Source organism: Dactylosporangium sp. CA-152071, from assembly GCF_050936335.1.
Taxonomy (GTDB): domain Bacteria; phylum Actinomycetota; class Actinomycetes; order Mycobacteriales; family Micromonosporaceae; genus Dactylosporangium; species Dactylosporangium maewongense.
This window is the reverse complement of the sequence record NZ_JBNJMZ010000001.1, coordinates 3,954,644-3,979,742: the sequence shown is the minus strand read 5'-3', so window position 1 is coordinate 3,979,742 and position 25,099 is coordinate 3,954,644. Positions and strand designations below refer to the sequence as shown.

The 25,099-nt window shown below is 72.3% G+C and carries 20 protein-coding genes and 1 tRNA gene; 16 read left to right on the top strand and 5 right to left on the bottom strand.

Features of this window, described 5'->3' with window-relative positions:
- The first annotated feature begins 2 nt into the window (after positions 1-2).
- Both ACQEVZ_RS17690 and ACQEVZ_RS17685 read left to right on the top strand, forming a co-directional pair.
- Positions 3-410: an OB-fold nucleic acid binding domain-containing protein gene (locus ACQEVZ_RS17690; protein ID WP_344503184.1), complete on the top strand. Its 408-nt coding sequence runs from the start codon at positions 3-5 to the stop codon at positions 408-410.
- 6 nt (positions 411-416) lie between these two features.
- On the top strand, positions 417-1,136 hold the full coding sequence (locus tag ACQEVZ_RS17685) for a DUF3159 domain-containing protein (protein ID WP_354888481.1): 720 nt from the start codon (positions 417-419) through the stop codon (positions 1,134-1,136).
- 109 nt (positions 1,137-1,245) lie between these two features.
- On the opposite strand, the gene ACQEVZ_RS17680 is transcribed toward ACQEVZ_RS17685, so the two are convergent.
- Together ACQEVZ_RS17680 and ACQEVZ_RS17675 are read right to left on the bottom strand one after the other, a co-directional pair.
- Positions 1,246-1,956, bottom strand: a complete 711-nt coding sequence (locus ACQEVZ_RS17680; protein ID WP_344503251.1) for a potassium channel family protein — start codon at positions 1,954-1,956, stop codon at positions 1,246-1,248.
- A complete protein-coding gene (locus tag ACQEVZ_RS17675) occupies positions 1,953-2,618 on the bottom strand; it encodes a potassium channel family protein (RefSeq protein WP_360558354.1) in 666 nt (221 codons plus the stop codon). The genes ACQEVZ_RS17680 and ACQEVZ_RS17675 overlap by 4 nt, the downstream gene beginning before the upstream one ends.
- 97 nt (positions 2,619-2,715) lie before the next feature.
- On the opposite strand from ACQEVZ_RS17675, the gene ACQEVZ_RS17670 reads away from it, so the two are divergent.
- A complete protein-coding gene (locus tag ACQEVZ_RS17670; RefSeq protein ID WP_433367713.1) occupies positions 2,716-4,725 on the top strand; it encodes an APC family permease in 2,010 nt (669 codons plus the stop codon).
- 8 nt (positions 4,726-4,733) lie between these two features.
- Positions 4,734-5,897: a class I SAM-dependent RNA methyltransferase gene (locus ACQEVZ_RS17665; protein WP_433367710.1), complete on the top strand. Its 1,164-nt coding sequence runs from the start codon at positions 4,734-4,736 to the stop codon at positions 5,895-5,897.
- A 7-nt stretch (positions 5,898-5,904) separates the two neighbouring features.
- Here the strand turns inward: ACQEVZ_RS17665 and ACQEVZ_RS17660 are convergent, their stop codons facing one another.
- The gene (locus ACQEVZ_RS17660; protein ID WP_433367707.1) at positions 5,905-7,446 is read right to left on the bottom strand and encodes a TROVE domain-containing protein; all 1,542 of its coding nucleotides are present in this window, start codon (positions 7,444-7,446) and stop codon (positions 5,905-5,907) included.
- 112 nt (positions 7,447-7,558) lie between these two features.
- Positions 7,559-7,626 (bottom strand) — tRNA-Ser (locus ACQEVZ_RS17655).
- Positions 7,627-7,714: 88 nt separating this feature from the next.
- On the opposite strand from ACQEVZ_RS17655, the gene ACQEVZ_RS17650 reads away from it, so the two are divergent.
- The 9 genes from ACQEVZ_RS17650 to ACQEVZ_RS17610 all read left to right on the top strand — a co-directional run bounded on the left by ACQEVZ_RS17650 (position 7,715) and on the right by ACQEVZ_RS17610 (position 19,639).
- Entirely contained in the window at positions 7,715-8,497 is a 783-nt protein-coding gene (locus ACQEVZ_RS17650; RefSeq protein ID WP_433367704.1) for an RNA ligase family protein, read from the top strand.
- A 47-nt stretch (positions 8,498-8,544) separates the two neighbouring features.
- Entirely contained in the window at positions 8,545-9,270 is a 726-nt protein-coding gene (gene aroD / locus ACQEVZ_RS17645; RefSeq protein ID WP_433367701.1) for a type I 3-dehydroquinate dehydratase, read from the top strand.
- Between the two features lie 227 nt (positions 9,271-9,497).
- Positions 9,498-9,767, top strand: coding sequence for a hypothetical protein (locus ACQEVZ_RS17640; RefSeq protein ID WP_354888463.1), 270 nt, complete (start codon positions 9,498-9,500; stop codon positions 9,765-9,767).
- 480 nt (positions 9,768-10,247) lie between these two features.
- Positions 10,248-11,906: a hypothetical protein gene (locus tag ACQEVZ_RS17635; protein ID WP_433367697.1), complete on the top strand. Its 1,659-nt coding sequence runs from the start codon at positions 10,248-10,250 to the stop codon at positions 11,904-11,906.
- Between the two features lie 31 nt (positions 11,907-11,937).
- Positions 11,938-13,188 carry an ABC transporter substrate-binding protein gene (locus ACQEVZ_RS17630; RefSeq protein ID WP_433367695.1) on the top strand — a complete coding sequence of 417 codons (1,251 nt, stop codon included), beginning with the start codon at positions 11,938-11,940 and terminating at the stop codon, positions 13,186-13,188.
- A gap of 105 nt (positions 13,189-13,293) precedes the next feature.
- Positions 13,294-15,246: a 1-deoxy-D-xylulose-5-phosphate synthase gene (dxs, locus tag ACQEVZ_RS17625; RefSeq protein ID WP_433367692.1), complete on the top strand. Its 1,953-nt coding sequence runs from the start codon at positions 13,294-13,296 to the stop codon at positions 15,244-15,246.
- Between the two features lie 185 nt (positions 15,247-15,431).
- Positions 15,432-16,844 (top strand): PQQ-binding-like beta-propeller repeat protein, encoded by a 1,413-nt coding sequence (locus ACQEVZ_RS17620; protein WP_433367689.1) that lies wholly within the window; start codon positions 15,432-15,434, stop codon positions 16,842-16,844.
- Positions 16,845-16,875: 31 nt separating this feature from the next.
- Positions 16,876-18,249: a PQQ-binding-like beta-propeller repeat protein gene (locus tag ACQEVZ_RS17615; protein WP_433367686.1), complete on the top strand. Its 1,374-nt coding sequence runs from the start codon at positions 16,876-16,878 to the stop codon at positions 18,247-18,249.
- A 133-nt stretch (positions 18,250-18,382) separates the two neighbouring features.
- The gene (locus ACQEVZ_RS17610; protein WP_433367683.1) at positions 18,383-19,639 is read left to right on the top strand and encodes a hypothetical protein; all 1,257 of its coding nucleotides are present in this window, start codon (positions 18,383-18,385) and stop codon (positions 19,637-19,639) included.
- 112 nt (positions 19,640-19,751) lie between these two features.
- Here the strand turns inward: ACQEVZ_RS17610 and ACQEVZ_RS17605 are convergent, their stop codons facing one another.
- Positions 19,752-21,119 carry a PQQ-binding-like beta-propeller repeat protein gene (locus ACQEVZ_RS17605; protein ID WP_433367680.1) on the bottom strand — a complete coding sequence of 456 codons (1,368 nt, stop codon included), beginning with the start codon at positions 21,117-21,119 and terminating at the stop codon, positions 19,752-19,754.
- A 182-nt stretch (positions 21,120-21,301) separates the two neighbouring features.
- Here ACQEVZ_RS17605 and ACQEVZ_RS17600 point away from each other — a divergent pair, with 182 nt between their 5' ends.
- The 3 genes from ACQEVZ_RS17600 (at position 21,302) to ACQEVZ_RS17590 (ending at position 25,006) form a co-directional block, all read left to right on the top strand.
- The gene (locus tag ACQEVZ_RS17600) at positions 21,302-21,967 is read left to right on the top strand and encodes a response regulator transcription factor (RefSeq protein ID WP_344503167.1); all 666 of its coding nucleotides are present in this window, start codon (positions 21,302-21,304) and stop codon (positions 21,965-21,967) included.
- A complete protein-coding gene (locus ACQEVZ_RS17595) occupies positions 21,964-23,166 on the top strand; it encodes a sensor histidine kinase (RefSeq protein ID WP_344503166.1) in 1,203 nt (400 codons plus the stop codon). The genes ACQEVZ_RS17600 and ACQEVZ_RS17595 overlap by 4 nt, the downstream gene beginning before the upstream one ends.
- Positions 23,167-23,248: 82 nt before the next feature.
- A complete protein-coding gene (locus tag ACQEVZ_RS17590) occupies positions 23,249-25,006 on the top strand; it encodes a diguanylate cyclase domain-containing protein (RefSeq protein ID WP_433367676.1) in 1,758 nt (585 codons plus the stop codon).
- Positions 25,007-25,099 lie beyond the last annotated feature (93 nt).

Here is a 25,099-nt window from a genome sequence, read left to right as displayed (position 1 = left end):
TCATGACCACGGACAGTGAGAAAGTCGTCGATCCGTCCGTCGAGCAGGCGCGCGGGCTGCGGAAGTTCTTCCGCCGCCTCACCGCCAGCGAGGCGGAGCTCGACGCCGAAGAGCTGCAACGCGACGCCAAGCAGTGCGGCAGCATGCCCGCGCTCGCCTGCGTCCGCGGTCAGGTCGTGAGCCTGAAGGGCCGGTTGCGCACGGTGGTCTACACCCCGCGCACCAACCTGCCCACCCTCGAGGCGGAGCTGTTCGACGGCAGCGACCTGGTGACCCTGGTCTTCCTGGGCCGCCGGCACATCGCGGGCATCGAGCCGGGTCGAGCGATCACGGCGAGGGGGCGCATCGCGGTCCGCGACGGCCGTAAGGTGCTCTACAACCCGTATTACGAGCTCGACACACCCAGATGAGGCCGGATGCAACCAGGTAAGACCGCGGAGACCGACCCTGACGAGGAAGCCCCGCTGCCCCCGTTCTCGGTGCAGATGTCCGAGCAGCTGGGCGGCGTGCGCGGCCTCATCGAGTCGAGCATCCCGATCACGCTCTTCATCGTGGTCAACTTCCTGGGCGACCACTTCGGCTGGTGGTCGCTGCGGACCTCCCTGATCGTCGCGGTCGCCGCCGCGCTCTCCATGGCCGTCTACCGGCTCAGCCGCCGCGAGTCGGTCCGCCACGCGGTCAACGGCGTCGTCGGCATCGCGATCGGCGCGTATCTGGCCTGGAAGAGCGGCGACGCCAAGGACATCTACCTGCCGGGCATGGCCCTCACCGCCGCGTACGCGGTCGGCATGCTGGCCTCCGTCGCCTTCCGCCGCCCGCTGGTCGGGTGGCTCTGGTCCGTCATGCTCGACAAGGGCGGCAACCGCTGGCGCGAGAACCCCCGCCTGCGCCGCGCCTTCGCCTGGCTCACCGTCCTCTGGGCCGTCGTCTACCTGGCGAAGCTCGGCGTGCAGATCCAGCTCTGGCGCGCCGGCGACGCGGACCTGCTCGGCGTCGCCCGCCTGGCGCTCGGCTGGCCGCCGTACGCCCTGCTGGCCGCTTTGACCGTCTGGCAGGCCCGCCGCATCATCCGCGCCTCCGAACCCGAGCCCGACCGGCCCGAGCCCGCCCGCCCGGAGGTCCGCCCCGCCGACTGACAGCGCCGGCAGCCAAAGCCGCTGAAGTTCGTGTTTTCCGTGATCCGGAAGAGTTTGTGTCGTCATAGCAGCACAAAGTCTTCCGGATCATGAAAAGGCGCGGGGCGGGTCAGAAGAACTGGGGGCCGCGCTTCTTGCGGGTGTTCTCGACCGAGTCGGCGCCGAGAATGACGGCGCGGACCGCGTCCTCCATCTCCGACGTGACGACGAACACCAGCTCGTCGCCGGCCTCCAGCGGGTCGTCGGGGGTCGGGACGAGGACGCGCTTGCCGCGCAGGATGGCGACCAGCGCGGAGTCGTGCGGCAGCGGCACCTCGCGCACCGGGTGGCCGACGTACGGCGCGGTCTCCGGCAGCGTGATCTCCACCAGGTTGGCCTCGGACTGGCGGAAGGTCATCAGCCTGACCAGGTCGCCGACGGAGACGGCCTCCTCGACGAGGGCGGCCATGAGGCGGGGCTTGCTGACGGAGACGTCGACGCCCCACTGCTCGTTGAAGAGCCACTCGTTCTCGGCGCGGTTGATGCGGGCGACCACCCGCGGCACCGCGAACTCGGTCTTGGCCAGCAGCGAGACGACCAGGTTGACCTTGTCGTCGCCGGTGGCGGCGACGACCACGTCGCAGGAGGAGAGGTCGGCCTCCTGCAGCGAGGACAGCTCGCACGCGTCGGCGAGGATCCACTCGGCGGCGGGGACCCGCTCGGGGCGGACCATGCGCGGCACCCGCTCGATGAGCATGACCTGGTGGCCGTTGTCGACCAGCTCGGTGGCGATGGAGCGGCCGACGTTGCCGGCACCGGCGATGGCGATCCGCATGATCAGTGTCCCCCTTCGGGTGCGGAGCCGGTGACCTTCGTCACGGACGCGATCATCTCGTCGGTCACGAGCATGAAGGCGAGGTCGCCGTCCTGGATCACGGTCGACGAGGTCGGGAGCATGGCGAGGCCGAAGCGCATCAGGTACGCGAGCCGGGTGCCGCTGCGGGCCTCCAGGTCGCCGACCGAGTGGCCGATCCAGTCGGGGTGCATCGGGATCTCCATGATGGAGACCGTGCTGGTCGGGTCGCGCCAGATCTCGACGTTGCCCTCGGGGACCAGGTGGCGCAGCATGCGATCCGCCGTCCACCGGACGGTGGCGACGGTCGGGATGCCGAGCCGCTCGTACACCTCGGCGCGCTTCGGGTCGTAGATGCGGGCGACGACCCGCTCGACGCCGAAGGTCTCGCGGGCGACCCGGGCGGAGATGATGTTGGAGTTGTCGCCGGAGGAGACGGCGGCGAAGGCGTCGGCGCGCTCGATGCCCGCGGACAGCAGCACGTCGCGGTCGAAGCCGATGCCGGTGACGGTCGCGCCGGTGAAGTCCCCGCCCAGGCGACGGAAGGCGTCGGCGTCGGAGTCGATCACCGCGACCGAGTGGCCGCGCTGCTCGAGGCTGATCGCGAGGGTCGAGCCCACGCGTCCGCACCCCATGATCACCACGTGCACGTAACGCCTCCGATGTGTGCGGCTCTCGTGTTGAGGATGCCATGCGCGGGTCGGACCGGTGTATCCGGCAGGCGCGCGACCCGTACGCTTAGCGGTCGTGGCCAGTCCCACCTCCCTGATGAAGCGGCTGCTCCTGGGCCGACCGTTCCGCTCGGACCGGCTGAAACACACGCTGCTGCCCAAGCGCATCGCTCTCCCGGTCTTCGCCTCCGACGCGCTGTCGTCGGTCGCGTACGCGCCGGACGAGATCCTGCTGACGCTGTCGATCGCGGGTGCGACCTCGCTGCTGGCGTCGCCGTGGATCGGTCTGGCCGTCGCTGTGGTGATGCTCACCGTCGTGGCGAGCTACCGGCAGAACGTGCACGCGTACCCGTCCGGTGGTGGCGACTACGAGGTGGCGTCGGTCAACCTCGGCCCGCGGTTCGGCGTCGCGGTCGCCAGCGCGCTGCTCGTCGACTACGTGCTGACCGTCGCCGTGTCGACCGCGTCCGGCGTGGCGAACCTCGGGTCGGTGCTGCCGTGGGTCGCCACCCACAAGGTCGCCATCGCGATCATCGCGATCGCCCTGCTGACCGCGCTCAACCTGCGCGGCATCCGCGAGTCGGGCAGCGCGTTCGCGATCCCGACCTACGGGTTCATGATCGTGATGATCGGCATGATCCTCACGGGCTTCTTCAAGATCTTCATCCTGGGTGACGAACTGCGGGCGCCGAGCGCCGGGCTGCAGATCGCGGCCGAGCAGGTGCACCTCAACCAGTGGGCGATGGCGTTCCTGCTGCTGCGGACCTTCTCGTCCGGCTGTGCCGCGCTCACCGGTGTCGAGGCGATCTCCAACGGCGTGCCCGCGTTCAAGGAGCCGAAGAGCAAGAACGCGGCGACCACGCTGCTGCTGCTCGGCAGCATCTCGATCACGATGCTGCTCGGCATCATCCTGCTGGCCCGCAAGACCGGCCTGCAGTTCGTCGAGGATCCCGCCCGCCAGATCATCGGCGGCCCGCACGACTACGTGCAGAAGACGGTCACCACCCAGCTCGGCGAGACGGTCTTCGGGTCCGGCTCGATCATGCTGTACGTCGTCGCCGTCATCACCGCGCTGATCCTGTTCCTCGCCGCCAACACCGCCTTCAACGGCTTCCCCGTGCTCGGCTCGATCCTCGCCCAGGACCGCTACCTGCCACGCCAGTTGCACACCCGCGGCGACCGGCTCGCCTTCTCCAACGGCATCATCCTGCTGGCGCTCGCCGCGATGGTGCTCATCATCGGGTTCCAGGGCGAGGTCACGCGGCTGATCCAGCTGTACATCGTGGGCGTGTTCGTGTCGTTCACGCTGTCGCAGGCCGGCATGATCCGGCACTGGAACCGGCTGCTGCGCACCGTCCGTGACAAGAGCACCAGGTCCCGCATGATCCGGTCCCGGACGATCAACATGATCGGCCTGAGCATGACCGGCGCGGTGCTCGTCGTCGTGCTCATCACGAAGTTCCTGCTCGGCGCGTACATCGCCATCATCGCGATGATCGTCATCTACTTCCTGATGGTCGGCATCAAGAAGCACTACGACACGGTCGCCCGCGAGCTGACCCCGTCGGAGGACCGTCCCGTCCTGCCGTCGCGCAACCACGCGGTCGTCCTCGTCAGCAAGGTGCACCGCCCGACGCTGCGGGCCGTCGCCTACGCGCAGGCCACCCGGCCCGACTCGCTCACCGCGCTGACCGTCAACGTCGACGATCACGACACCCGGGCGCTGCAGGCCGAGTGGGAGCGCCGCGGCATCCCGGCGCCGCTGACGGTCGTCGACAGCCCGTACCGCGAGATCACCCGCCCCATCCTGGACTTCGTGCGGTCGAAGCGGCGCGACTCGCCCCGCGACGTGGTCACCGTCTTCATCCCCGAGTACGTGGTCGGGCGCTGGTGGGAGCACCTGCTGCACAACCAGAGCGCGCTGCGGCTGAAGGGGCGCCTGCTCTTCGAGCCCGGCGTCATGGTGACCAGCGTGCCCTGGCAGTTGAGCTCCATCGACGACGTCGACATCGCCAAGCTCGACGCCGCGTTCACGCGCGGGCCGCAGCGAGGCCCACGCCGTACACAGGAAACACCCCCTGAATGAGCGACTGGATGACACTGCTGGAGCTCGAGGTCGGCTCGGTCGCCCACGGCGGGCACTGCGTGGCCAGGCACGACGGCCGGGTGATCTTCGTCCGGCACGCGCTGCCGGGAGAGCGGGTCCTCGCGCGGATCACCGACGAGCGCAAGGGCTTCCTGCGCGCCGACGCCGTCGAGATCCTGCTGCCGTCGCCGGACCGCGTCATCCCGCCGTGCCCGTTCTCCGGCCCCGGGGCCTGCGGCGGCTGCGACTGGCAGCACGCCGACCCCGCCGCGCAGCGTCGCCTGAAGTCCCAGGTCCTCGGTGAGCAGCTGGCGCGACTCGCCGGTGTTTCCGCGTCGGTACCGGTGGAGGCCCTCCCCGGTGGCGCGCTCGGCTGGCGCACCCGGGTCCAGTACGCCGTCGACGACGAGGGGCGGGCCGGGTTTCACCGGCACCGGTCGAGCGAGGTCATCCCCGTCGACCGCTGCCGGATCGCGCACCCGGCGATCCAGGCGCTGCCCGTCACCACCCGCCGCTGGCCGGCCGGCTCGACCGTCGAGGCCGTCGCCGCGTCCGGCGGCGAGACCGCGGTGCTGACCCGGGCCGGCCGCAGCGGCGCGCTCACCGGACCGCCCGTCCGCGTCCGCGAGGTCGCCGCCGGGCACGACTGGAGCGTCGACGCCGGCGGCTTCTGGCAGGTGCACCCGCACGCCGTCGCCGCCTTCACCGGCGCCGTGCTGGAGATGCTGCGGCCGGCGGAGGGGGAGCGGGCCTGGGACCTGTACGGCGGGGTCGGCCTCTTCGCCGCCACCCTCGCCCCGCACTGTGGCCCGGTCACCGTCGTCGAGGGCGACCGGCGGGCCGTCGCCGCGGGCCGCAAGGCGCTGCGCTCGGTGGCCAACGTCCGGTTCGTCAACGACGACGTGGCGGCGGCGATCGGCAACCCGCGCTGGCGCAGCGTCGACCTGGTCGTGCTGGACCCGCCCCGGGCGGGTGCGGGCCGCGAGGTGGTCACGGCCGTCGCGGCCAGGTCACCGCGCGCCATCGCCTATGTCGCGTGCGACCCGGCCGCGTTCGCCCGCGATGCCGGTCTGCTGCTGGGCCTCGGGTATCAGCTGCCGGAGATCCGTGCCTTCGACAGCTTCCCGATGACCCAGCACTTCGAGACGATCGGGCTCTTCACCCGGACCTAGTCGTTGTTCAGAACGGCCATGTCCCGCGCTCGCCGGCCTCCAGCAGGGGGATCATGCCGAAGCCCGCGTCGGTGAGGCCGCCGAACGTCCAGCGGTTGCGCTCCTGCGGGGTGTGACCCATGCGGTATCCGGCGAGGTTCCACGTGAACAGCGGCGTGCCCGCCGGCAGCGACGTCGACACGTCACCGTCGAACGACGCATGCTCGTCGGTCAGGATCACCACCCGGTCCTGCTTGCGGTAGTGCCCCCGCACCGCCGAGGCCGTGTTGGTACCGCCGTTGTGGAAGTGCCCCTTCGCCTTGAACCGGTCGATGCCGCGCAGCAGCGACTCGCCCGGTTCGACCGGGAACACCGTGGTCCGGGTCGAGAACGACACGACCTTCGCCCGCTCGCACCGCAGCGCCAGCGCCAACCCGAAGATCACCGCCGCGTCCCACCGCATGAGCGTGCCGTCCTTGGAGAACACCGAGTGCATCGACCCCGACGTGTCGATCAGGATCAGCGTGTCACCGGGCAGGAACGGGATGCTCGCCAGGCTCTGGTTCAACGCCCGCTCCAGCGCCCACGCCCACCGCAGCGACGGCGCCGCCCGGTACGCCGACAGGAACCGCATCGGCAGCTGCCGCGACCGCGCCACCTCGCCCGGATCCGCCAGCTTCGCCGCGACCTGCCCCGCGACCGCGTCCGACACCCCGACCTGGTCGAAGTTCCGCAGGTTCCGGAGCAGGGCCATGTACCCCATCGACGGGATGAGGGCTTCCCACAGGCGGTTCTTCGGCAGCCGGGAGCCGCCCAGTGACAGCGCGTCCTCCCAGGTCATGCCGGCGGCGCGCAGGCGCCCGGCGTCGAGCAGCACGGACGGGTCCCCGGCCGCGTCGGCCCGCAGGCGGGCGTTGGCGGCGATCATCGGGAGCGACTCGGCCACGCGTGGCTCGGGCCGGTTGTGCCGGCGGTCGAGCGCGAACGTGAACAGGTCGCCCTGCGCCGGTCCGGCCGGGGCCGGGTGGGTCAGGTCGAGCACGTCGGCGAAACGGAACGCGTGGCTGGCGGTGTCGTACTTGAGCAGGTTGCGCTCCGTGTACAGCCGCTTCGCCGCGTCGGCGACGCCACGCTTCACCGGCTTCGGCACCGACCGGCCGTAGCGCGACGCCCAGTACGCGAGGAGCTCACCCGGCTCGTCGGCGCGCTGCAGCACGTCGGCGACGACCTGCCGGTGCTCGCCGGTGCCGTTGACCAGGCCGGCGGCGAGACGGGCGCGGACGTACTCGGCGGCGCCGACCAGCGACGCGGAGCGCAGGTTCGCCCCGCCGCGCAGCCAGCGCAGGAACCGGGCGGTCCACTCCGGGTGGCGCACGGCGGCGGCGCCGACGAGCTCGCGGTAGCGCTGGTCGCGGTCGCCGGCCGACTCGTAGAACGTCTGCTCGCCGACCATGTTGGCGACGGCGAGCAGGAACAGCTCCGACCGCAGGTCGCGCGAGTAGCCCGGGCCTCCCTGGTAGGTGACCCCGTCGGGGCGCCGCTTCGTCTGCTGCGAGTTGAACTTGGCCATGAGGAATCACCGTCCCTTTGCGGAAAAAGACAGAGATGTCCCGTCGTGGTGACCCGAGATCCAGGCGGCGCCGGCACAAAGTGCTCTGTCCGCTGAGCTACACCCCGATGAGCCGGGGCGGCAGGATTCGAACCTGCGACCTCTCGATTAACAGTCGAAGTATCCGGTGCCTGCGCACCGGGTCACCACGGCGGGACATCTTGTGCCGGGAACCGTAGCAGCGGTTAATCGCGTGCCGCGCCGTATTTTCCTGCCCGATGATGTGGCGATGTTCGATGTCCGTGCCGTCGATCTGCGGCTGCTCAACTCGCTGACGAAGTACCCGTCGATTCCGACGTACCACACCCTGGATCCCCGCAACGGGGGTCTGACCTCCCCTGCCACGGTGTTTCCCGGCGACGTCATCGCGACGGAGAAGGTCGACGGGACCAACAGCCGGATCGTCCTGCTGCCCGACGGCTCATACCTCATCGGATCGCGCGAGGAGCTCCTGTACGCGAAGGGCGACCTCATCGGTAACCCTGCCCTCGGCATCGTGGAGCAGCTGAAGCCGGTCGCCGCGGGTCTGCCGGCCGGGGACGGGATCCGTGTCTACTTCCTGGAGCTCTACGGCGGCAAGGTCGGCGGGGCGGCCAGGCAGTACACGAGCGACTCCACGCTCTTCGGCTGGCGGCTCTTCGACGTGGTCGACCTGCCTGACTGGTCCACGCCGCTGTCGCTTTCCTCCGCCGCTGTGTCCGCGTGGCGAGAGGCCGGCGGGCAGCCGTTCGTGCCGGAGTCCACGCTGGCCGCGCTCGCTGCCGCCGCGGGGCTCTCGCTCACGCCGCGGCTGTGGCACAGGGCCGGCTCCTCGCTGCCGTCGGCGATCGCGGAGATGCAGGAGCTGCTGACCGACTCGCTGCCGGCGACGCTGGTGGGGCTCGACGGTGCGCCGGGCCGGGCCGAGGGGATCGTGCTGCGCGCGCCCGACCGGTCGGTGATCGCGAAGGCCCGCTTCCAGGACTACGAGCGGACCCTGCGCCGGCGGGGATCTGTCGTACCGCGCACGTAGACTCCCCCTGTCGCTTCGCTTGAGGCGGACGGTGGGGGGAGTGCTGCATGGCAACGCTGCGGGAGCGGCTCGCCGAAGAGGTGCCGCTGGTCGCGGTCAGCTTCGGCGACGAGGACGCCGGGCGGGACGCGGCGCAGGCCCGTGACCTGCGCGTCGACGTCGCCGAGCTGCGCGTCGACTGGTTTGCCTCGACCGACCCCGAGCACGTGCTGCGCCAGGTCCGGCCGTTCGCCGGCATGCCGACGCTCGCCACGATCCGCTCGAAGGACGAGGGTGGCTACTGGGCGGGCGACGAGCCCTCGCGCCTGCGGCTCTACGAGACCCTCATGCCCGAGGTCGACGCCGTCGACGTCGAGCTGGCCTCCACCGAGATCCGCGCCGGTGTCGTCGCCGCCGCCCGCTCCCACGGCACGGTGGTCGTGCTGTCGCACCACGACTTCACGGCCACCCCGGCCGCGGCGCGCCTGGACGAGCTCGCCGAGGAGGGCTTCGCCGCCGGCGCCGACCTGGTCAAGATCAGCACCATGGCTCAGGGCCCCGACGACCTGCGCACCCTCACCGACTTCACCCTCCGCCATCACCACCGCGGCGTGATCGCCATCGGCATGGGCCCCGAGGGCGCCGTTTCCCGGCTCATGCTGCCCGTCCTCGGCTCGCGGATCACCTATTCGTCCATCGGCGGCCGCCCCGCCCCCGGCCAGCTGCCCTTCGAGGAGACGGTGCGGCTGCTGGAGCTGTTCTCGCCCCGCTTCGCCGACCGGCGTGCCGCATGACCGAGCCGGCCGACCCTCAGCGCCCGTCCCAGCCTTCCTCGCCGGATCCTGCGGCATCGCCGGAGTCTCCACTGTCGGCCGGGTCGTCAGACGCGGCCGGGGCCGGGGAGTCTGGTGCTGCGGCGCCCGGGGGTTCGCCGCCCGGGGCCGCGGGAGCCGGGGCGGGTGGCGGCGAGGGCCGGCCGCGACGGGATCAGTGGCGGCCGGTGCGTCGGACGGTGGCACAGGTGACGATCGCGTTCACCGTGCTGTTCCTCGTGCCGCTGATCAGGCTGGTCCTGGGGCTCGACTCCGGTGGGCCGAAGGTCGAGCGGAGCCCTGCCGCCTGGACCGTCTGGATCGCGAGCCTGACGGTGATGGTCGTGGCCGCGCTCGTCGCGGTGAAGGCGCTGCGGACCGACGACAGGAGCACCGAGGTCAAGCTGTCGTGGTGGTGCGGCGGCTTATGGCTCGTCGGCTTCGTGCTGACGATCGTCTACTCAGGCATGCTCGGCTGACCGAGCCCGAGTTCGCCGGTCACGGTTGGTCCGCTGACAAGGCCAGCGAGTCGCCGGTCACGGTTGGCCAGGCGGCGGTTGTCGCTCGGGGTGGGTGGCTGGTCGAGCGGCGGGTTGGTTGGTTGGTCGATCGGGCGGTGGGGTTGTTGCCTGGGGTAGGTGCTGGTCGGGCAGTGGGTCGCCGGTCGGGGTTGGTCGGGCGGTGGGGTTCGCTCCGAGTGGGTGGCTGATTGGGCTGCGGGTTTGCTGGTCGGGGTTGGTCGGGCGGTGGATTGGCTCGGGGCGGGGTGACTGGTTGGGCGGCGGGTTTGTTTGGCGGGGGTTGGTCGGCTGGTCGGGCGGTGACTGGGCGGTGGGGTTCTCCGGGGACGGTCGGCTGGTCGGGCAGTCGGTTTGGCGCCTGGTGGGGCGGCGGGGTGTGCGGCGGGGCCCTATCTTCTGTGTCGTGCCGCATGGCGCAGTCCGCGATACGGAGGAACCATGACCCAGCCGCCTGGGCCCGACGAGTCCACGGGACCGGCCCAGCCGTCCGAGCCGGTGCCGCCGGTGGATTCCGGGCAGCCGCGCACCGTTCCGCTGCCGGGGGAGTCCGGCCCGGAGGCTGGGGGTGTCGCTCCTTCTGTGCCGGGTGCGGTTGCCGGGGAGACGGGCTCGGCCGGTGCCGCGTCGGCGGACGGCGGCGAGGCCGGCGCCGGAGATGGTGCGCGGATCAGGCCGCCCGTCCCCGCGGCGCAGGAGCACGGGGCGGGCGCGTACGGGCAGCCCGGCCATCCGGGTCAGCCGCAGCAGCCCGGGCAGCCCGGCCATCTAGGACAGTCGCCGTATCCGGGGCAGCCCGGGTATCAGGGGCAGCCGCCGTATCCCGGGCAGCCCGGGTATCAGGGGCAGCCGCCGTATCCGGGGCAGCCCGGCTACCAAGGGCAGCCGCCGTATCCGGGGCAGCCGTACTACCCGGGGCAGGCGCCGTATCCAGGGCAGGCGCCTTATCCGGGGCAGGGGCAGTTCGGTTACCCGGGGCAGCCTGGTGCGTATGGGGCGCCGCAGTATCCGGCTGGGGGGTATGACCAGTCGCAGGGATACGGGGGTGTGTACGACCCGGCGCAGGCGTACGCGATCTATCAGATGGTGCCCGTCGCGGGGGTGATCGGTGAGGGTGACCCGCTGGTCAGTCCCGACTTCGCGGGCTGGTGGCGGCGCAGCATGGCGATCCTGCGGCGGGGCTGGGACAAGCTCGCGTTGCTGCAGCTCATCGGGTTGGTGGTGATGCTGGCGTACAGCGTGGCGCTGTCGATGGTGAGCCTGGACGTGTCGGACGACCTGAGCCAGACGGACCCGGTCACGGGGGCGCCGGTCCCGTCGGATCCCGGGCAGTTGTTCGCGGCGTTGGGGCTGATCCTGCTCGGGTCGTTCGTCGGGGTGTTCGTCTCGTTCGTGGTGTCGATCGCGTCCAACCATGTGGCGGTGACGATCGCGGCGGGGTTGCGGCCGCGGCTCGGTGCGGCGCTGCTGCTCGCGGCGCGGCGGGTGTTTCCGCTGCTGGGGTGGCAGGTGCTGGCGGTGCTGATCATCTGCGTCGGGTTCTGTGCGTGCTTCCTGCCGGCGATCTACCTCGCCGCGGTGTTCACGCTGTTGCCGGCGGTGGTGACGTTCGAGCGGGGCGCGTCGGCGATCTCCCGCTGCTTCAAGCTGTTCCACCAGGATCTCGGGGCCTCGATCAGCCGGATTGCGACGGCGCTCGCGCTCGGGTTCGCCGCCGCGTTCGTCGGGGCCATCGTCGGCATCATCGTCCAGGGTGGGACCGGCGGGGCGTCGTCGCTCTCGCTGGAGCCGGTGAGGGTCACCGGGGCCGACGGGAAGATCGTGCTCGGGATGGTGCTCGCCTCCGTCGTGTCGGAGGTGATCGCCCGGGCGGGTGCGGTGGTGACGGCGCCGATGTCGCTGGCGACGTACGCGGACATGCGGGCCAGGGTCGAGGGGCTGAGCACGGCGACGCTGGCGAACGAGATCGGCCTGGCACCCGAGGCCGCCCAGTACAACGGCCAGCATCCGGGCCAGCACCAGGAGCAGCCGCCGGTGCCCGTACAGGAGCAGCGGCCGGGACAGGGGTCGGACCAGGACTGGATGCCGCCGAACCGCTGACGAGGGCGCAAACGGCGAAGATACTGAAAAAGTGGGATTTAGCCGGAGAACGCTGCTCGTCGCCGGCGGGCTGACCGTCCTCGGGCTGCCCGGCTGCGCGGTCAGCGGGGACGAGATCGGCGAGGACGGGTCGGGCAAGGTCGAGGTGTTCTCGTGGTGGGCGGGGCCCGGCGAGAAGGAAGGGCTGGAGGCGCTCGTCGCCGACTTCCGCCGGGTCAACCCCGGGGTCGAGTTCGACAACGCCGCCGTCGCGGGCGGGGCGGGCACGGTCGCCCGGACCGTGCTCGCGACCCGGCTGGAGAACGACGACCCGCCCGACTCCTACCAGGCGCACGCCGGTCTCGAGCTCGACAACGACGTCGCGGCCGGCTACCTCGAGGACGTCCGCTACCTGTACGACCAGCAGCGCTGGCGCGAGCGACTGCCGAAGGGCCTGGTCGAGGCGCTGACGTTCGACGGCAAGATCTACTCGGTGCCGGTGAACATCCACCGCGCCAACCTGCTCTGGCACAACCCGGCGGTGCTGAAGGCGCACGGCCTGACGCCGCCGATCAGCTGGTCGCAGTTCCTGAGCCAGGCGGCCGTGCTGCGGGGCAAGGGCGTCCTGCCGCTGTCGATCGGCCCCACCTGGACGCAGAAGCACCTGCTCGAGTGCGTGCTGCTCGGCGAGCTCGGCGCCGACGGGTACACCGGACTCTGGAGCGGCGCGACGGACTGGAAGAGCGCGCCGGTGCAGGAGGCGTTGACGCTGTTCGTGCGGGTCCTCGACCAGTCCGACGTCGCGACCGCCGCCGGGGACTGGCAGCCGGCGCTGGACAAGGTCGTCGCCGGCACCGCCGCCTACAACGTGATGGGGGACTGGGCCGACGCGTACCTGCGGACCAAGGGCCTCGCGTTCCAGCAGGGCTACTCGGTGGTGGCGAGCCCCGGCTCGGAGAAGGTGTACGACTTCCTGTCCGACTCGTTCACGCTGCCGCGCGGGGCGCCGCACCGGCGGGCCGCCGAGCGGTGGCTGATCGAGTGCGGCTCGGTCAGCGGGCAGGACGCGTTCAACCCGCAGAAGGGGTCCGTGCCGGCGCGGCTCGACGCCGACAAGGCGAAGCACACCGGCTATCTCGCGCAGGCGATCGCCGAGTGGACCGACAGCTCCACCCGGGTGGTGGGGTCGCTCACGCACGGTGTCGTCGCCGGGACGAAGCGCAGCGCGGCGATCGACGCGGCCCTGACGCTGTTCGTGCAGGACAGGGACACCGTGAGGTTCGCCGCGGCGGCAAGTGGTTGAAGCCGTGTGCGACAGCCGGTGACCAGGTAACGAGCATGTGTGGAAGCTGTCAAGATTCGTCCGGCCGACGTGCGCCGATGCGCGCCCCCGTTAGAGTTGAGCCCCATGAGCACTGAAGAGACCGAGGCCGCCACCCTGCTGAGCTCCATCCGCAGCCCGGGTGACCTCCGTGACCTCTCGACGGAGCAGCTGGAGGTGCTCGCGGCGGAGATCCGCGACTTCCTCGTCGCCAAGGTCTCCCGCACCGGCGGCCACCTGGGCCCCAACCTCGGTGTGGTGGAGCTGACCCTCGCCCTGCACCGCGTCTTCGACTCGCCGAAGGACCGCATCCTCTTCGACACCGGCCACCAGGCCTACGTCCACAAGATCGTGAGCGGCCGCCAGGACGGCTTCGACCTGCTCCGCCAGCGCGGGGGGCTCACCGGCTACCCGAGCCAGGCCGAGAGCGAGCACGACATCATCGAGAACTCGCACGCCTCGACCGCGCTGTCCTATGCGGACGGCCTGGCGAAGGCGTTCGCGCTGCGCGGCGAGCCGCGGCACGTCGTCGCGGTCGTCGGTGACGGCGCGCTCACCGGCGGTATGTGCTGGGAGGCGCTGAACAACATCGCCGGCGCGAAGAACCCGCTCGTCATCGTCGTCAACGACAACGGGCGCTCCTACTCCCCGACGATCGGCGGCCTCGCCGACCACCTGTCCAACCTGCGGCTCAACCCGAGCTACGAGAAGGTCCTCGACCTGGTCAAGGACTCCCTCGGCCGGACGCCGCTGGTCGGCCCGCCGCTGTACGAGGTGCTCCACGCGGTCAAGAAGGGCATCAAGGACGCGGTCGCGCCGCAGGCGATGTTCGAGGACCTCGGCATCAAGTACGTCGGACCCGTCGACGGCCACGACCAGGTGGCGGTCGAGTCGGCGCTGCGCAAGGCGAAGTCGTTCGGCGGCCCGGTGATCGTGCACGCCGTGACCCGCAAGGGCTTCGGCTACCGGCCCGCCGAGGAGGACGAGGCCGACTGCCTGCACGGCCCCGGCAGCGCCTTCGACATCGAGACCGGCAAGCTGCTCGCCCCGGCCGCGGTGAAGTGGACCGGCGTGTTCGCCGACGAGCTCGTCGCGATCGCCGACGAGCGCGCCGACATCGTCGGGATCACCGCCGCCATGGCGGAGCCGACCGGCATCGCGAAGCTGATGAAGAAGTACCCCGAGCGGGCGTACGACGTGGGCATCGCCGAGCAGCACGCGGCGACGTCGGCGGCCGGGCTCGCGATCGGCGGCCTGCACCCGGTGGTCGCGGTCTACGCGACGTTCCTCAACCGCGCGTTCGACCAGGTGCTGCTCGACGTGGCGATGCACAAGCTGCCCGTGACGTTCGTGCTCGACCGGGCCGGCATCACCGGCCCCGACGGCCCGTCGCACTACGGCATCTGGGACATGGCGGTCTTCGGCGTGGTCCCCGGCCTGCGGCTGGCCGCGCCCCGCGACGCGCAGACCGTCCGCGAGGAGCTGCGCGAGGCCGTCAGCATCGAAGACGGCCCGACGATCGTGCGCTTCCCGACCGGCGCGGTCCCCGCGGACCTGCCCGCGGTGCGGCGCGTCGGCGGGGTCGACGGCTTCGGCGGCGTCGACGTGCTCAGCGAGCACGAGCGCAAGGACGTGCTGCTGGTCAGCGTCGGCGCGTTCGCGCACCTGGCGGTCGACGCGGCCGCCCGCCTCGCCGAGCAGGGCTATGGCGTCACCGTCGTCGACCCGCGGTGGGTCCGGCCGGTGCCGGTCGAGCTCGTCGCCCTGGCCCGCGAGCACCGCCTGGTCGTCACGATCGAGGACGGCGTCCGCACCGGCGGCGTCGGCGACGCGATCGCCAAGTCGCTGCGCGACGCCGACGTGTGGGTCCCGCTGCGCGACCTCGGCGTCCCGCAGGCCTGGCACCCGCACGGCACGCGCGCCGAGATCCTCTCGGAGCTGGGCCTGACCGCGCAGGACGTGTCCCGCCAGGTCACCGAGTGGGTCAGCCGCCTCGACGAGACCGAGCAGCCCACGGTCCCCGCCCGCGCCCGCACCTGACCCCAGCGCCACCGGAACGGCGGATCCTTCTTCGGATCCGCCGTTCCGCCTGTGTACGACCTGAGCCCGCACCTCGCGAAGCGCAGGGCGACGGGAACGCCGGTCACGTGGTCCGCGCAGCGGTGGGGGCGGAGGCACAGCCCACGGGCACGCAACCGGGGCGGCGGCATGGGACTCTGACTCACATGGCTGAGACCGTGATCGAGCTCGACCTCAGCAGCCCGTGGGAGCCGCCGGAGGTTCCCGCGCCGCCACGGCGTCGGCTGAGGACCCGGTTGGTGGCGGTCTGTGCGGTGCTCGCCGCCGCGCTCGGCTCGCTCGGCGCGGCCGGTCCGGGGACGCGGCTCACCCCGCTCTACCGGATCGGGGACCAGGTGCGCGGCGTCACCGTCTTCGGTGACATGCTGTTCATCGACCGGTTTCAGCAGTCGGTCTCCGACCCGCGGATCGAGGGGCACCGCCGCTCGGACGGTGCGCGCCTGTGGGACTTCCCGACCACTCCGCAGCAGCAGCCGGCGAGCGCCAGCGACGGCGCGCTGATCCTGATGCGGTACTCCGACGAGGACGACGGGTTCAGCACCACGCTGACGGTGGTCGACTCGGCCACCGGCCGGCAGCTGTGGTCCCGGCAGAATGCGTCGTTCATCGGTACCCGCGACCACCTCGTCATCGTTGAGCAGCAGCCCGAACAGCGCAGGATCGTCGTGTCCACGCCGGAGGAGCAGCCCGACCCGAGGGTCAACCGAGCCTGGGACGGGGCGCCGCGGCACGTGCTCGTGCTCGACGAGCGCACCGGGGCCACGGTCTGGGAGCACGAGGCGCCGCCCCGTGCCGCGCTCAGCTACACCTGGGAAGGCCGGTACCCCACCGGCCGCGTCACCGGCGTCTACCAGGTCGACCAGTCGGGGCTGGTGACCCATCGGGACATCCGCACCGGGGCCGTGCTGTCGACCGTGCGGCTGGCCTGGTCGGGCGTGCCGGCCATGTTCGGCACCGGGGCCGGCTGGCAGTTCGCCCCCGACGCGGTCCCGCACCGTGCCCTGGTCTACCCGGACGGGGAGCGTGGCGCGATCGTGTTCGACCTCACCGACGGGCGGGCACTGTTCCGCACCGACGCGTCCCTCGACGAGGGTCTGTACCCGTGCGCGGCCGACCTGTTCTGCGCGGCCGACGAGCGCGGCATCGTCACGTACGACGGCACCACCGGCGCGCCCAGGTGGCGGCTCGGCCCGTACCGGGAGGTGATCGGCGGGGCGGGCGGCCGGCTCCTGGTCAGCACGTTGGAGCAGGCGACGGGCGATGCGCCCCCGCTGGCCGTCGTCGACGCGCGGACCGGGAAGATCGTCACGGACCTCGCCGGCTGGCGGCTGATCCGCGAGGTGAGCCCGCAGCGGCTCCTGCTGTGGCGCCCGCTCGACCAGCGCACCGCGGTGCTCGGCCAGCTCGACCCGGCGACCGGGCGCATCACCGTCTTCGGCCGGTCCGGGGACTGGTACGGGCCACCCAGTTGCAGCGCGGACGGCGACACCCTCGCGTGCGTCATGGTGGGTGAGCTGACCGTCTGGCGCCTGCCGCCCCGCCCGGACACTGACGGGTGACGCGACAGGGGGGTCATGGCACCCTGGGGCCGTGGCGGAGACCGTGATCGAGCTCGACCTCAGCGTCCCGTGGCAGCCGCCGGAGCCGCCCGAGCCCCGGCGCCGGCTGCAGGGGCGGTGGGTCGCCGTCGCCACGGTCCTCGCCGTGACCCTCGGCCTGCTCGTCTCGGCCGGCCCACGGTCCGGGGCGGGTCTGCTCTACACGATCGAACAGCAGGTCCTCCGGGCGCAGACCGCCGGCGGGAGGCTGTTCTTCGCCCGGTACCAGGGAACCGACCCCGGACCGATGATCGAGGCACACGACCTCATCGACGGCGAGCTGCTGTGGCACCGCTCGGCCGAGGCGCAGCAGCAGCTGGTGACCGCGGGCGACGACGTGGTCCTGCTGATGAGCGAGGACCGGACCGGCGCCGGCGACTCCAGCGCCCTCGTCGTGCTCGACGCGGCCACCGGCCAGGAGCTGTGGAAGCGCTCGCACGTCACGTTCACCGGCACGACCGGCGACGTGTTCGTCGTCGAGGACGTGCCCGACGAGCGGCGCGTCGAGGTCGTGTGGCCGGACTCCGAATCGGACGTCAACCGCGCCTTCGCGCAGCCGGAGCGGCGGTTCCTGGGCCTGTCCGCGCGGACCGGGGCGCAGGTCTGGGCAGTCACGGTCCCGCAGGGGTCCGACGTGAACGTCAGCTATTCCAACATGTACCAGTCGCGGCTCGACCGGCTCGACGTGCTCGGCCGGGACGGGCGGCTGACGCGGTGGGACAGCCGGACCGGCCAGGTGCGCGCGACCCATCAACTCGCCTGGTCGGGCGTCTCGGCCATGTTCGACGCCGGATGGCACGACGAGACGGGCCGCGCCGCCGACCGGGTCGTCGTCTACCCCGACGGTTCGCCGGGTTCGCAGGTGTACGAGCTGCCGACCGGCCGACTGCTGTTCCACTGGCCCGGCGCGCAGGGCAGTGGCCTCTTCCGCTGCGCGGCCGACCTCTTCTGCGCCGGCGACAGCGGCGGCATGGACGCCTATGACAGCACCACCGGCCAGCACCGCTGGCACCTCGACGAGCAGACCCACGTGCTCGGCATGGCCGGTCGGCGCCTGATCACCGGCTCGCGCTTCGACCCGTCGGATCCGGGGCCCGTCGCGCTCGTCGACAGCCGTACCGGCACCGTCTTCAAGCAGCTGGCCGGCTGGCACGTGCTCACCACCGGCCGGCGGCCGCTGCTGTGGCGGCTCGTGGACATGCGCACCGCCATGCTCGGCGAGCTCGACCCGGCGACCGGTGTGGTCGCCGTCTTCGCCCGCGCCGAGAACTGGTTCGGCAACCCGGAGTGCTCCGTCGACGGCGAGGCCCTCGCCTGCATCGTGGTCGGCGGCCTGTCCGTGTGGCGCCTCCCGTCCCGGCACTGACCGCCCACTTACCCGTACGCGGTCTCCGGACCGCCCCTCGTCCGGCGGCCGGTCCGAGTGGCGGTGCGGTCCACCGTTGTCCGTGTGGCGGCTGCCGGGCCGGTGATGATCGGCGCACAATGGAGCCGTGCCGGTGAGCACGGTCACCATCGATCTGGGCGTCATCGACGGCGGTTGGGACCACGTCGACGACGACACCGCCGGGCTGCCCCGCGGCTGGGGGCTGGCCGCCGTCCTGGCGATGCTGCTCTCCCTGGTGTCCGCCGCGCCGGCGCCGGGGCGCCCGCACGAGGTGACCCGCCAGCCACTGCGCAACGGCGACTACCACGTCGCCGGCGGGGCGCTCTTCGTGCTCGACAGTGACCGCACCCCGACGCCGGTGGAGGCCTACGACGCCACCGACGGCACGCTGCGGTGGATGTTCACCCCCGAGGGGCTGGCCCAGCTGTCGTACGTGGACATCCGCGGCGAACTGGCGGTCCTCTCGCCGGACCTGTGCCGCTCCGGCGTCACCGGCACCACCGTCGCGGTGACCAGAGCGACCGGGCGGGAGCAGTGGCGGGCCGTCGGCGTGCCCGTGCGCACCCCGCCCGGCGGCACCGGCACCGTCGTCATGCGCAGCCTCTGGTCCGACGGCTGCCGTGCCCTCGCCGACAACACGCCCACCGCGGGAGTGCTGCGCTGGCAGCTCATCGACACCGCGGGACTCGTCCAGTGGGACACCGCCGTCGACCCCGGCACCCGCGTGGCCGTCGACGCCGCCTCGACCGGTGCCACGTGGGCGGCGCTGCTGGACGGCGTCGGCGGGCTCAGCACCGTCGACCTCGTCACCGGCGCGCGCACCGCCCCGGTCCAGGGCATCGCGGGGCACGCCGACGACCTTGTCGCCGTCGTCGGCGACCTGCTGCTCGTCGCCCGGTCGGACGTGCCGACCGGCAGCACCCGGATCACGGCGTACAGTCGCGGCCTCGTCGAACGCTGGAAGGCCCAGGTGCCGACCGGCATCGGCAGCCCGCTCACGATCCTGCCGTGCGACGCGGCGCTGTGCGTCAGCGGCGAACGCACCGCGGCCGTCGACCCGTCCGACGGCGCGCTGCTGTGGATCGTGCCGAGGGCGCTGCCGGCCGTCGCACCCGGCGGCGCCCCGGCCATGGCCGCCGACACCGGCATCACCGTCCCGCCCGGCTGGCGCTTCCTCGCCGCCGCCGGCCCCCGCGTCCTGATCGGCCTGCAGACCGACCGCGACACGCTGCTCGCCTGGTCCGACCGCGGCCCGGCGCCGGCCCCGTCGGTCTCGGTCCCCGGCGCCCTCGTCTCGTGCGAGATCGACGCGGCCCTCGTCGCCTGCGCCACCGAAAGCGACGAGGTCGTCCTGCTCCGCCTGCCGTAGACCCGCGGGCCGTCGCTTTGTCCGGCTGCGCTCCTCGCGGCTCGCTCGCAGCTGCCGTCGCGGCTGACCGGCGCGCTCGCGGAGGCGGCCCGCGGCTTCGGCCGTGGACGGTTCACAGCCGCCACAGGCGGAGGCTGTCGCCGTCGGCCAGGCACGACAGGCGGTGGCCGCGCAGCGCGCACCGGGAGGGGATCGGGCTCACCTGGCCGAGGATCTCGACCTCCCCGGTGCGCAGGTTCACCCGCCCGATCCGTGAGCCGTTGCCGTCGGGCTTCTGGACCAGCGCCCACGTGGCGCCGGCGGTCGCGGCGGTCCCGGCGGCGTCGTCGCTGCCGTCCGTGGCCGTCGGGATCAGCCCCCAGCCGGTCAGCTCGCTGCGGTCGATGCCGGTCTCCCAGTCGACGATGCGGATCCGCATGAAGTCCTCGCGGTCCCGGGCGACCAGTACACCGGAGCCGACCGCATCCATCTGGATCTGCCGGCGCCAGCGCTGCACGCCGGTCCGCGGGTCGATGACGGCGATGTCGCGCCAGTTGGGCACGCACACCATCGGGCCGCACGCGACGACGACCGGACCGTAGGCCAGCTCGGCGATCGGCACCGGCTCCGCCGACTGGAAGAGCAGCCGCCACCGGAACTCCAGCGGCGTGTGCCCGTAGCTGGTGATCATCGCCCCGTCGAGGCCGACGGCGACGACGACGAGCATGTCGCCGACGATGCGGACGCTCTGCGGCGGGCCGTCGGCGAGCTCGGGCACCTCCGCGGCGCTGAGCACCGCGCCGGTCGCGGCGGCCCGGATCTCGGTGTGCCCTGTCGTATACCAGATCGCGAACCAGTCGCTGCCGGGCACGTCGGGGGAGACCAGCCGGCCGCCGGCCGGCATCTGGAACTGCCACCGCACGATCCCGGTCTCCGCGTCGATCGCCGCCAGGTGGACCGGCGTCTGCGGGGTGTTGCGCTGCGGCACCGCCGGGGGGCACGTGCCGGTGCGCTCGTCGACGAGCAGCAGCCCGGGCCGGTCGTCGATGCGCAGCACCGCGACCGGTGCGCCCGCCGCGTACCACTGCTGGCGGCCGTCGGCCGGGTCGAGCCGCTCCAGGCTCCAGCCGGTGGCATCGGTGCACGGGCGGTGGCGGATGTAGGCGCGGTCCGCGGCGAGGTAGACCTGGCCGGAGTTCGGCAGGATCCTGCGGCTCCAGCGCTCCTCGCCCGTGCCCCAGTCGTACGCGGTGACGGCCGGGTCCTCCCGCAGCGCGTACAGCATGCCGCGGTCGGCGACGAACCCGACGGTGTGCTCGGCCAGGACGCCGAGGTCCTCCACGGACGAGCCCGCGCCGGAGCCGCCGGTGAACGTCGCGAGCAGCGCCAGCACCATCACGAACGGCCACTGCCGCCGGCCAGGCACCGCCGGTGGCGGCCCGGCCTCCAGCCGATCGTCCTGGTCGTTGACGACGCCGAGATCGATCAGCCGCTCTTCCACATGTTCAGGGTGCCCGGCACGGGCCATGGTCGCCAACGGTCCGGTATACGTTGGCTGACGCCGCCGCTTCCGACGACGGCTGCCGCCGCCTTCCGGCGGCGGTGCGAGCCGCTCCGCGGCGGCTCACGCGGACTTCACAGCCGGTGCCTGACACTGGCCCGACCGGGTGGGGGTGATGTGGCGTGCGCGTGCTGGTGGTCGAGGACGAGCGGCACCTCGCCGACGCGATCGTGCGAGGGCTGCGACGACAGGGCATGGCGGTCGACGTCTCGTACGACGGCACCCAGGGCCACGAGATGGCCATGGTCACCCGCTATGACGTGGTCGTGCTGGACCGCGACCTGCCCGGCGTCCACGGCGACGACATCTGCGCCGACCTGGTCGCGTCCGGGGCGCTGACCCGGGTCCTGATGCTGACCGCGAGCGGCAGCGTCGCCGACCGGGTCGAAGGTTTACAGATCGGTGCCGACGACTACCTGACGAAGCCGTTCGCGTTCGACGAGCTGGTCGCGCGGGTCCAGGCGCTGGGCCGCCGGGCGACCCCCGCCGCCCCGCCCGTGCTGACCATCGCCGACCTCGTGCTCGACCAGGCCAAGCGGGTCGCGACCCGGGGCGGGCAGCCGCTCGACCTGACCCGCAAGGAGTTCGGGCTGCTGGAGGAGCTGCTGAAGGCCCGCGGCGCCGTCGTGTCCAGCGAGGAGCTGCTCGAGCGCGTGTGGGACGCCAACGCCGACCCGTTCACCACGACCGTGCGGGTCACGATGATGACCCTGCGCAAGAAGCTCGGCGACCCCGCGCTCATCGAGACCGTCGTCGGCGCCGGATACAGGACCAGGCCACCCGAATGACGATTTACGACGCCCGCCGCGCAGCCGTGTTCCGCCCGACGCTGCGGCTGCGGCTCACCCTGCTCAACGGCATCCTGCTCGTCGGCGCCGGGCTCGTGCTCGTGGTGCTGGCCTACATCCTCGTCGACAGCGCGATCCGGCCCGCCGACGAGCTGCAGCCCGGCACCCGGATCGTCCTGCAGGACGGCAGCGAGGTCGACGCCCGCCAGTGGCAGACGGAGCTCGCCGACGCCGCCGAATGGGAGCTCGTGACCCGCGGCAGCCTCGCGCTGCTGCTCATCGGCGCGGTCGGGGTCGCCGGCGCGTACGTCGTCGCCGGCCGGGCGCTGCGCCCACTGCAGAAGGTCACCACCACCGCGCAGCGGCTCACCGGCGAGACCCTCGACGCCCGGATCAACTACGACGGCGCCGACGACGAGGTGTCGGAGCTGGCGAAGACGTTCGACGCGATGCTCGACCGGATCAGTGAGGCGTTCGACACCCAGAAACGCTTCGTCGCCAACGCCTCGCACGAGCTGCGGACCCCCCTCGCCGTCATGCGGACCGAGGTCGACGTCACCCTCGACGACCCGGAGGCCGACGTCGAGGAGTTCCGCCGGATGTCCAACGTCGTGCGCGACGCGTCCATGCGGGCCAACGCGCTCGTCGAGTCGCTGCTGCTGCTGGCACGTACCGAGGCGCAGGCCGGCCGGCGGCTCGGGCGGAAGGTCCCCACCGACCTGGCCACCGGCGTCACCGTCGCCATGTCCGCGATGGGCAAGGAGATCACCCGGCTCACCCTGGACGTGACCACCGACCTGGCGCCGGCGCGGGTCGTCGGCGACCCCGGGCTGCTCGAACGGCTCGCCGGCAACCTCGTCGAGAACGCCGTCCGGTACAACCACCTCGGCGGGCGCATCTGGGTCCGCACCGGCACGGACGAGACCCTCGCCTGGCTCGTCGTGGGTAACACCGGCTTCGAGGTCGCCCCGGCCGACGTGCCCGTGCTCTTCGAGCCCTTCCGGCGCGGCGGGCGGGAGCGCACCGGTGCCCGCGGCTCGGGGCTGGGCCTGTCGATCGTCCGCGCGGTCTGCGAGGCGCACGGGGGAGGGGTCAGCGCCGTCGCCCTGGACGGCGGCGGCCTCGAGGTGACGGTCAGCCTCCCCGCGGCGGCGGTCACGCCGGTGCTGACGGGCACGGCGCCGGTCAAACCTCAGTGACGCTGTGATCGCGGGCACAGTTTCTCAGTTCCGCCCTCTTCGCCGCCGATGAGACCTCCACAGACACGTCGGAGGAACGCGGATGCGGCTGCGCAGTTGGCTGGTGGTGGGCATCAGCGCCGCCCTGCTGCTGGCGATCGGGGCGGTCGGCATCTCGGTCAACCGCTCGGCGCTGCGGGCCGCGGAGACCGTGCACCGCGCCGACACCCTCGCCCTCGCCACCAACAACGGCGGCCTGGTCGAGCAGCTGCTTTTCCTCTCGGCGAAGGAGCTCAACGACTTCGTCGCGAGCCACCCCCTGTCGCTGACCCCCGGTGACGCGGGCGACCGGGCCGCGCTCGTCGAGTACGCCAAGAAGTCGACGTTCTTCTCGTACGGCGTCGTCCTCACCGACCTCACCGGCAACCCGGTCAACGCCACGAAGGCCGCGAACCTGTTCCCCGACCAGGCGGCGGTCGGCTGGAAGCCGCTGATCTCCGGGCTGGCGCTGGGCAGGCCCGGCTTCTCCTCCCTGATGACGGTCAAGGACACCCTCGTCCAGGCGGTCGCCGTGCCCATCGTCGTCGGCAGCGATCCCGTCGCGCTCATCTATGGCTTCATCCCGGTCCTGAAGGGGCAGCTCCAGGTGTACCTGGAAAAGCTCAGCGACCCGTCGCACCTCTCCCTTGTCGTGGACGCCGGCGGCACCGTCGGCGCATCCAGCGACCCTTCGGCGGTCGGCACCATGGTCGACTCGGAGATCATCAAGAAGATCGGCTCCGAGGAGTCGGTGTTCGTCACGTACCGCTCCGGCGGCAGGTCCATGATCGCCGCCGTCCACGGTGGGCTGCCCGGCGGCTGGGCGTACGTGCGGACCCAGTCCACCGCCACCTTCGACGGCCCGGTCCGCAACCGCAGCCTCACCATCAACCTGGCGCTGCTCACCATGCTCCTCGTCGGCGTCGCCGGGCTCGCCGTCCTCGGGTACCGCTCGCAGCTCGTCCGACGCCGTGCCGAGGAGCGCTTCGCCGCCCTCGTCGAGCACGCCCCGGACGTCGTCACCGTCCTGGACGACGACGGGTCCGTCGTGTACTCCAGCCCCAGCGGCAAACGGATACTCGGCTTCGTCGCCGTCGGCACGTCCGTCTTCGACCTGCTGCACCCCGACGACCGCCAGCACGTCCGCGAACGCTTCGCCGCGCTGCTGAGCGAGAAGGGCGGCCTGGAGCGCATGCAGGTCCGGGTCTTGCAGGCCGACGGCAACCACCGCTGGTTCGACTTCACCGCCTCCAACCAGCTGCACAACGCCGCGCTCAACGGCGTCGTCATCAACGCCCGCGACATCACCGACAGCCGCGAGATGCAGGACCGCCTCGCCCACGACGCCCACCACGACCCGCTCACCGGCCTGCCCAACCGCCGCCGCCTGCAGGAGCGCCTCACCGCCTCCCTGCAGCACACCCCCGTCGGCGTGCTCTTCGTCGACCTCGACGGCTTCAAGCCCGTCAACGACGAGCTCGGTCACGAGGCGGGCGACGAGCTCCTGCGCCAGGTCGGCGGGCGCCTCTCCCTCTGCCTGCGCCCCACGGACGTGCTGGCCCGCGTCGGCGGCGACGAGTTCGTCCTGCTCCTGCCCGGCGTCGTCACCCCCGACGACGCCGCCGCCCTCGCGACCAGGCTGCGCGCGTCGCTGTCGGAACCCTTCGACGTCGTGGGCAACGAGGTCCGCATCGGCGCCAGCGTCGGCCTCCACCTCGCCGGCCCGGGCGAGGACCCGGACGAGGTCCTCCGCACCGCCGACCAGGCCATGTACGCCGCCAAACGCGGCCCCGACCGCCCCGGCCGCCACCGCGCCCTGTAGTGCCGCAATTCCCCCCACCGCTGCCTCGGCGGGGCCCGGCGGGGATTCTCACCCGCGGCCCCAATGCGCCGCTCCGCGCCGCACTGCCCGCGC

Bases quoted from the DNA above. Each gene is read 5' to 3' on its own strand.
- ACQEVZ_RS17665 (WP_433367710.1), top strand. From the start codon at position 4,734: ATGACACTGCTGGAGCTCGAGGTCGGCTCGGTCGCCCACGGCGGGCAC.
- ACQEVZ_RS17590 (WP_433367676.1), top strand. From the start codon at position 23,249: ATGCGGCTGCGCAGTTGGCTGGTGGTGGGCATCAGCGCCGCCCTGCTG.
- ACQEVZ_RS17620 (WP_433367689.1), top strand. From the start codon at position 15,432: ATGGCTGAGACCGTGATCGAGCTCGACCTCAGCAGCCCGTGGGAGCCG.
- dxs (WP_433367692.1), top strand. From the start codon at position 13,294: ATGAGCACTGAAGAGACCGAGGCCGCCACCCTGCTGAGCTCCATCCGC.
- ACQEVZ_RS17635 (WP_433367697.1), top strand. From the start codon at position 10,248: ATGACCCAGCCGCCTGGGCCCGACGAGTCCACGGGACCGGCCCAGCCG.
- aroD (WP_433367701.1), top strand. From the start codon at position 8,545: ATGGCAACGCTGCGGGAGCGGCTCGCCGAAGAGGTGCCGCTGGTCGCG.
- ACQEVZ_RS17660 (WP_433367707.1), bottom strand. From the start codon at position 7,446: ATGGCCAAGTTCAACTCGCAGCAGACGAAGCGGCGCCCCGACGGGGTC.
- ACQEVZ_RS17690 (WP_344503184.1), top strand. From the start codon at position 3: ATGACCACGGACAGTGAGAAAGTCGTCGATCCGTCCGTCGAGCAGGCG.
- ACQEVZ_RS17650 (WP_433367704.1), top strand. From the start codon at position 7,715: ATGTTCGATGTCCGTGCCGTCGATCTGCGGCTGCTCAACTCGCTGACG.
- ACQEVZ_RS17595 (WP_344503166.1), top strand. From the start codon at position 21,964: ATGACGATTTACGACGCCCGCCGCGCAGCCGTGTTCCGCCCGACGCTG.
- ACQEVZ_RS17685 (WP_354888481.1), top strand. From the start codon at position 417: ATGCAACCAGGTAAGACCGCGGAGACCGACCCTGACGAGGAAGCCCCG.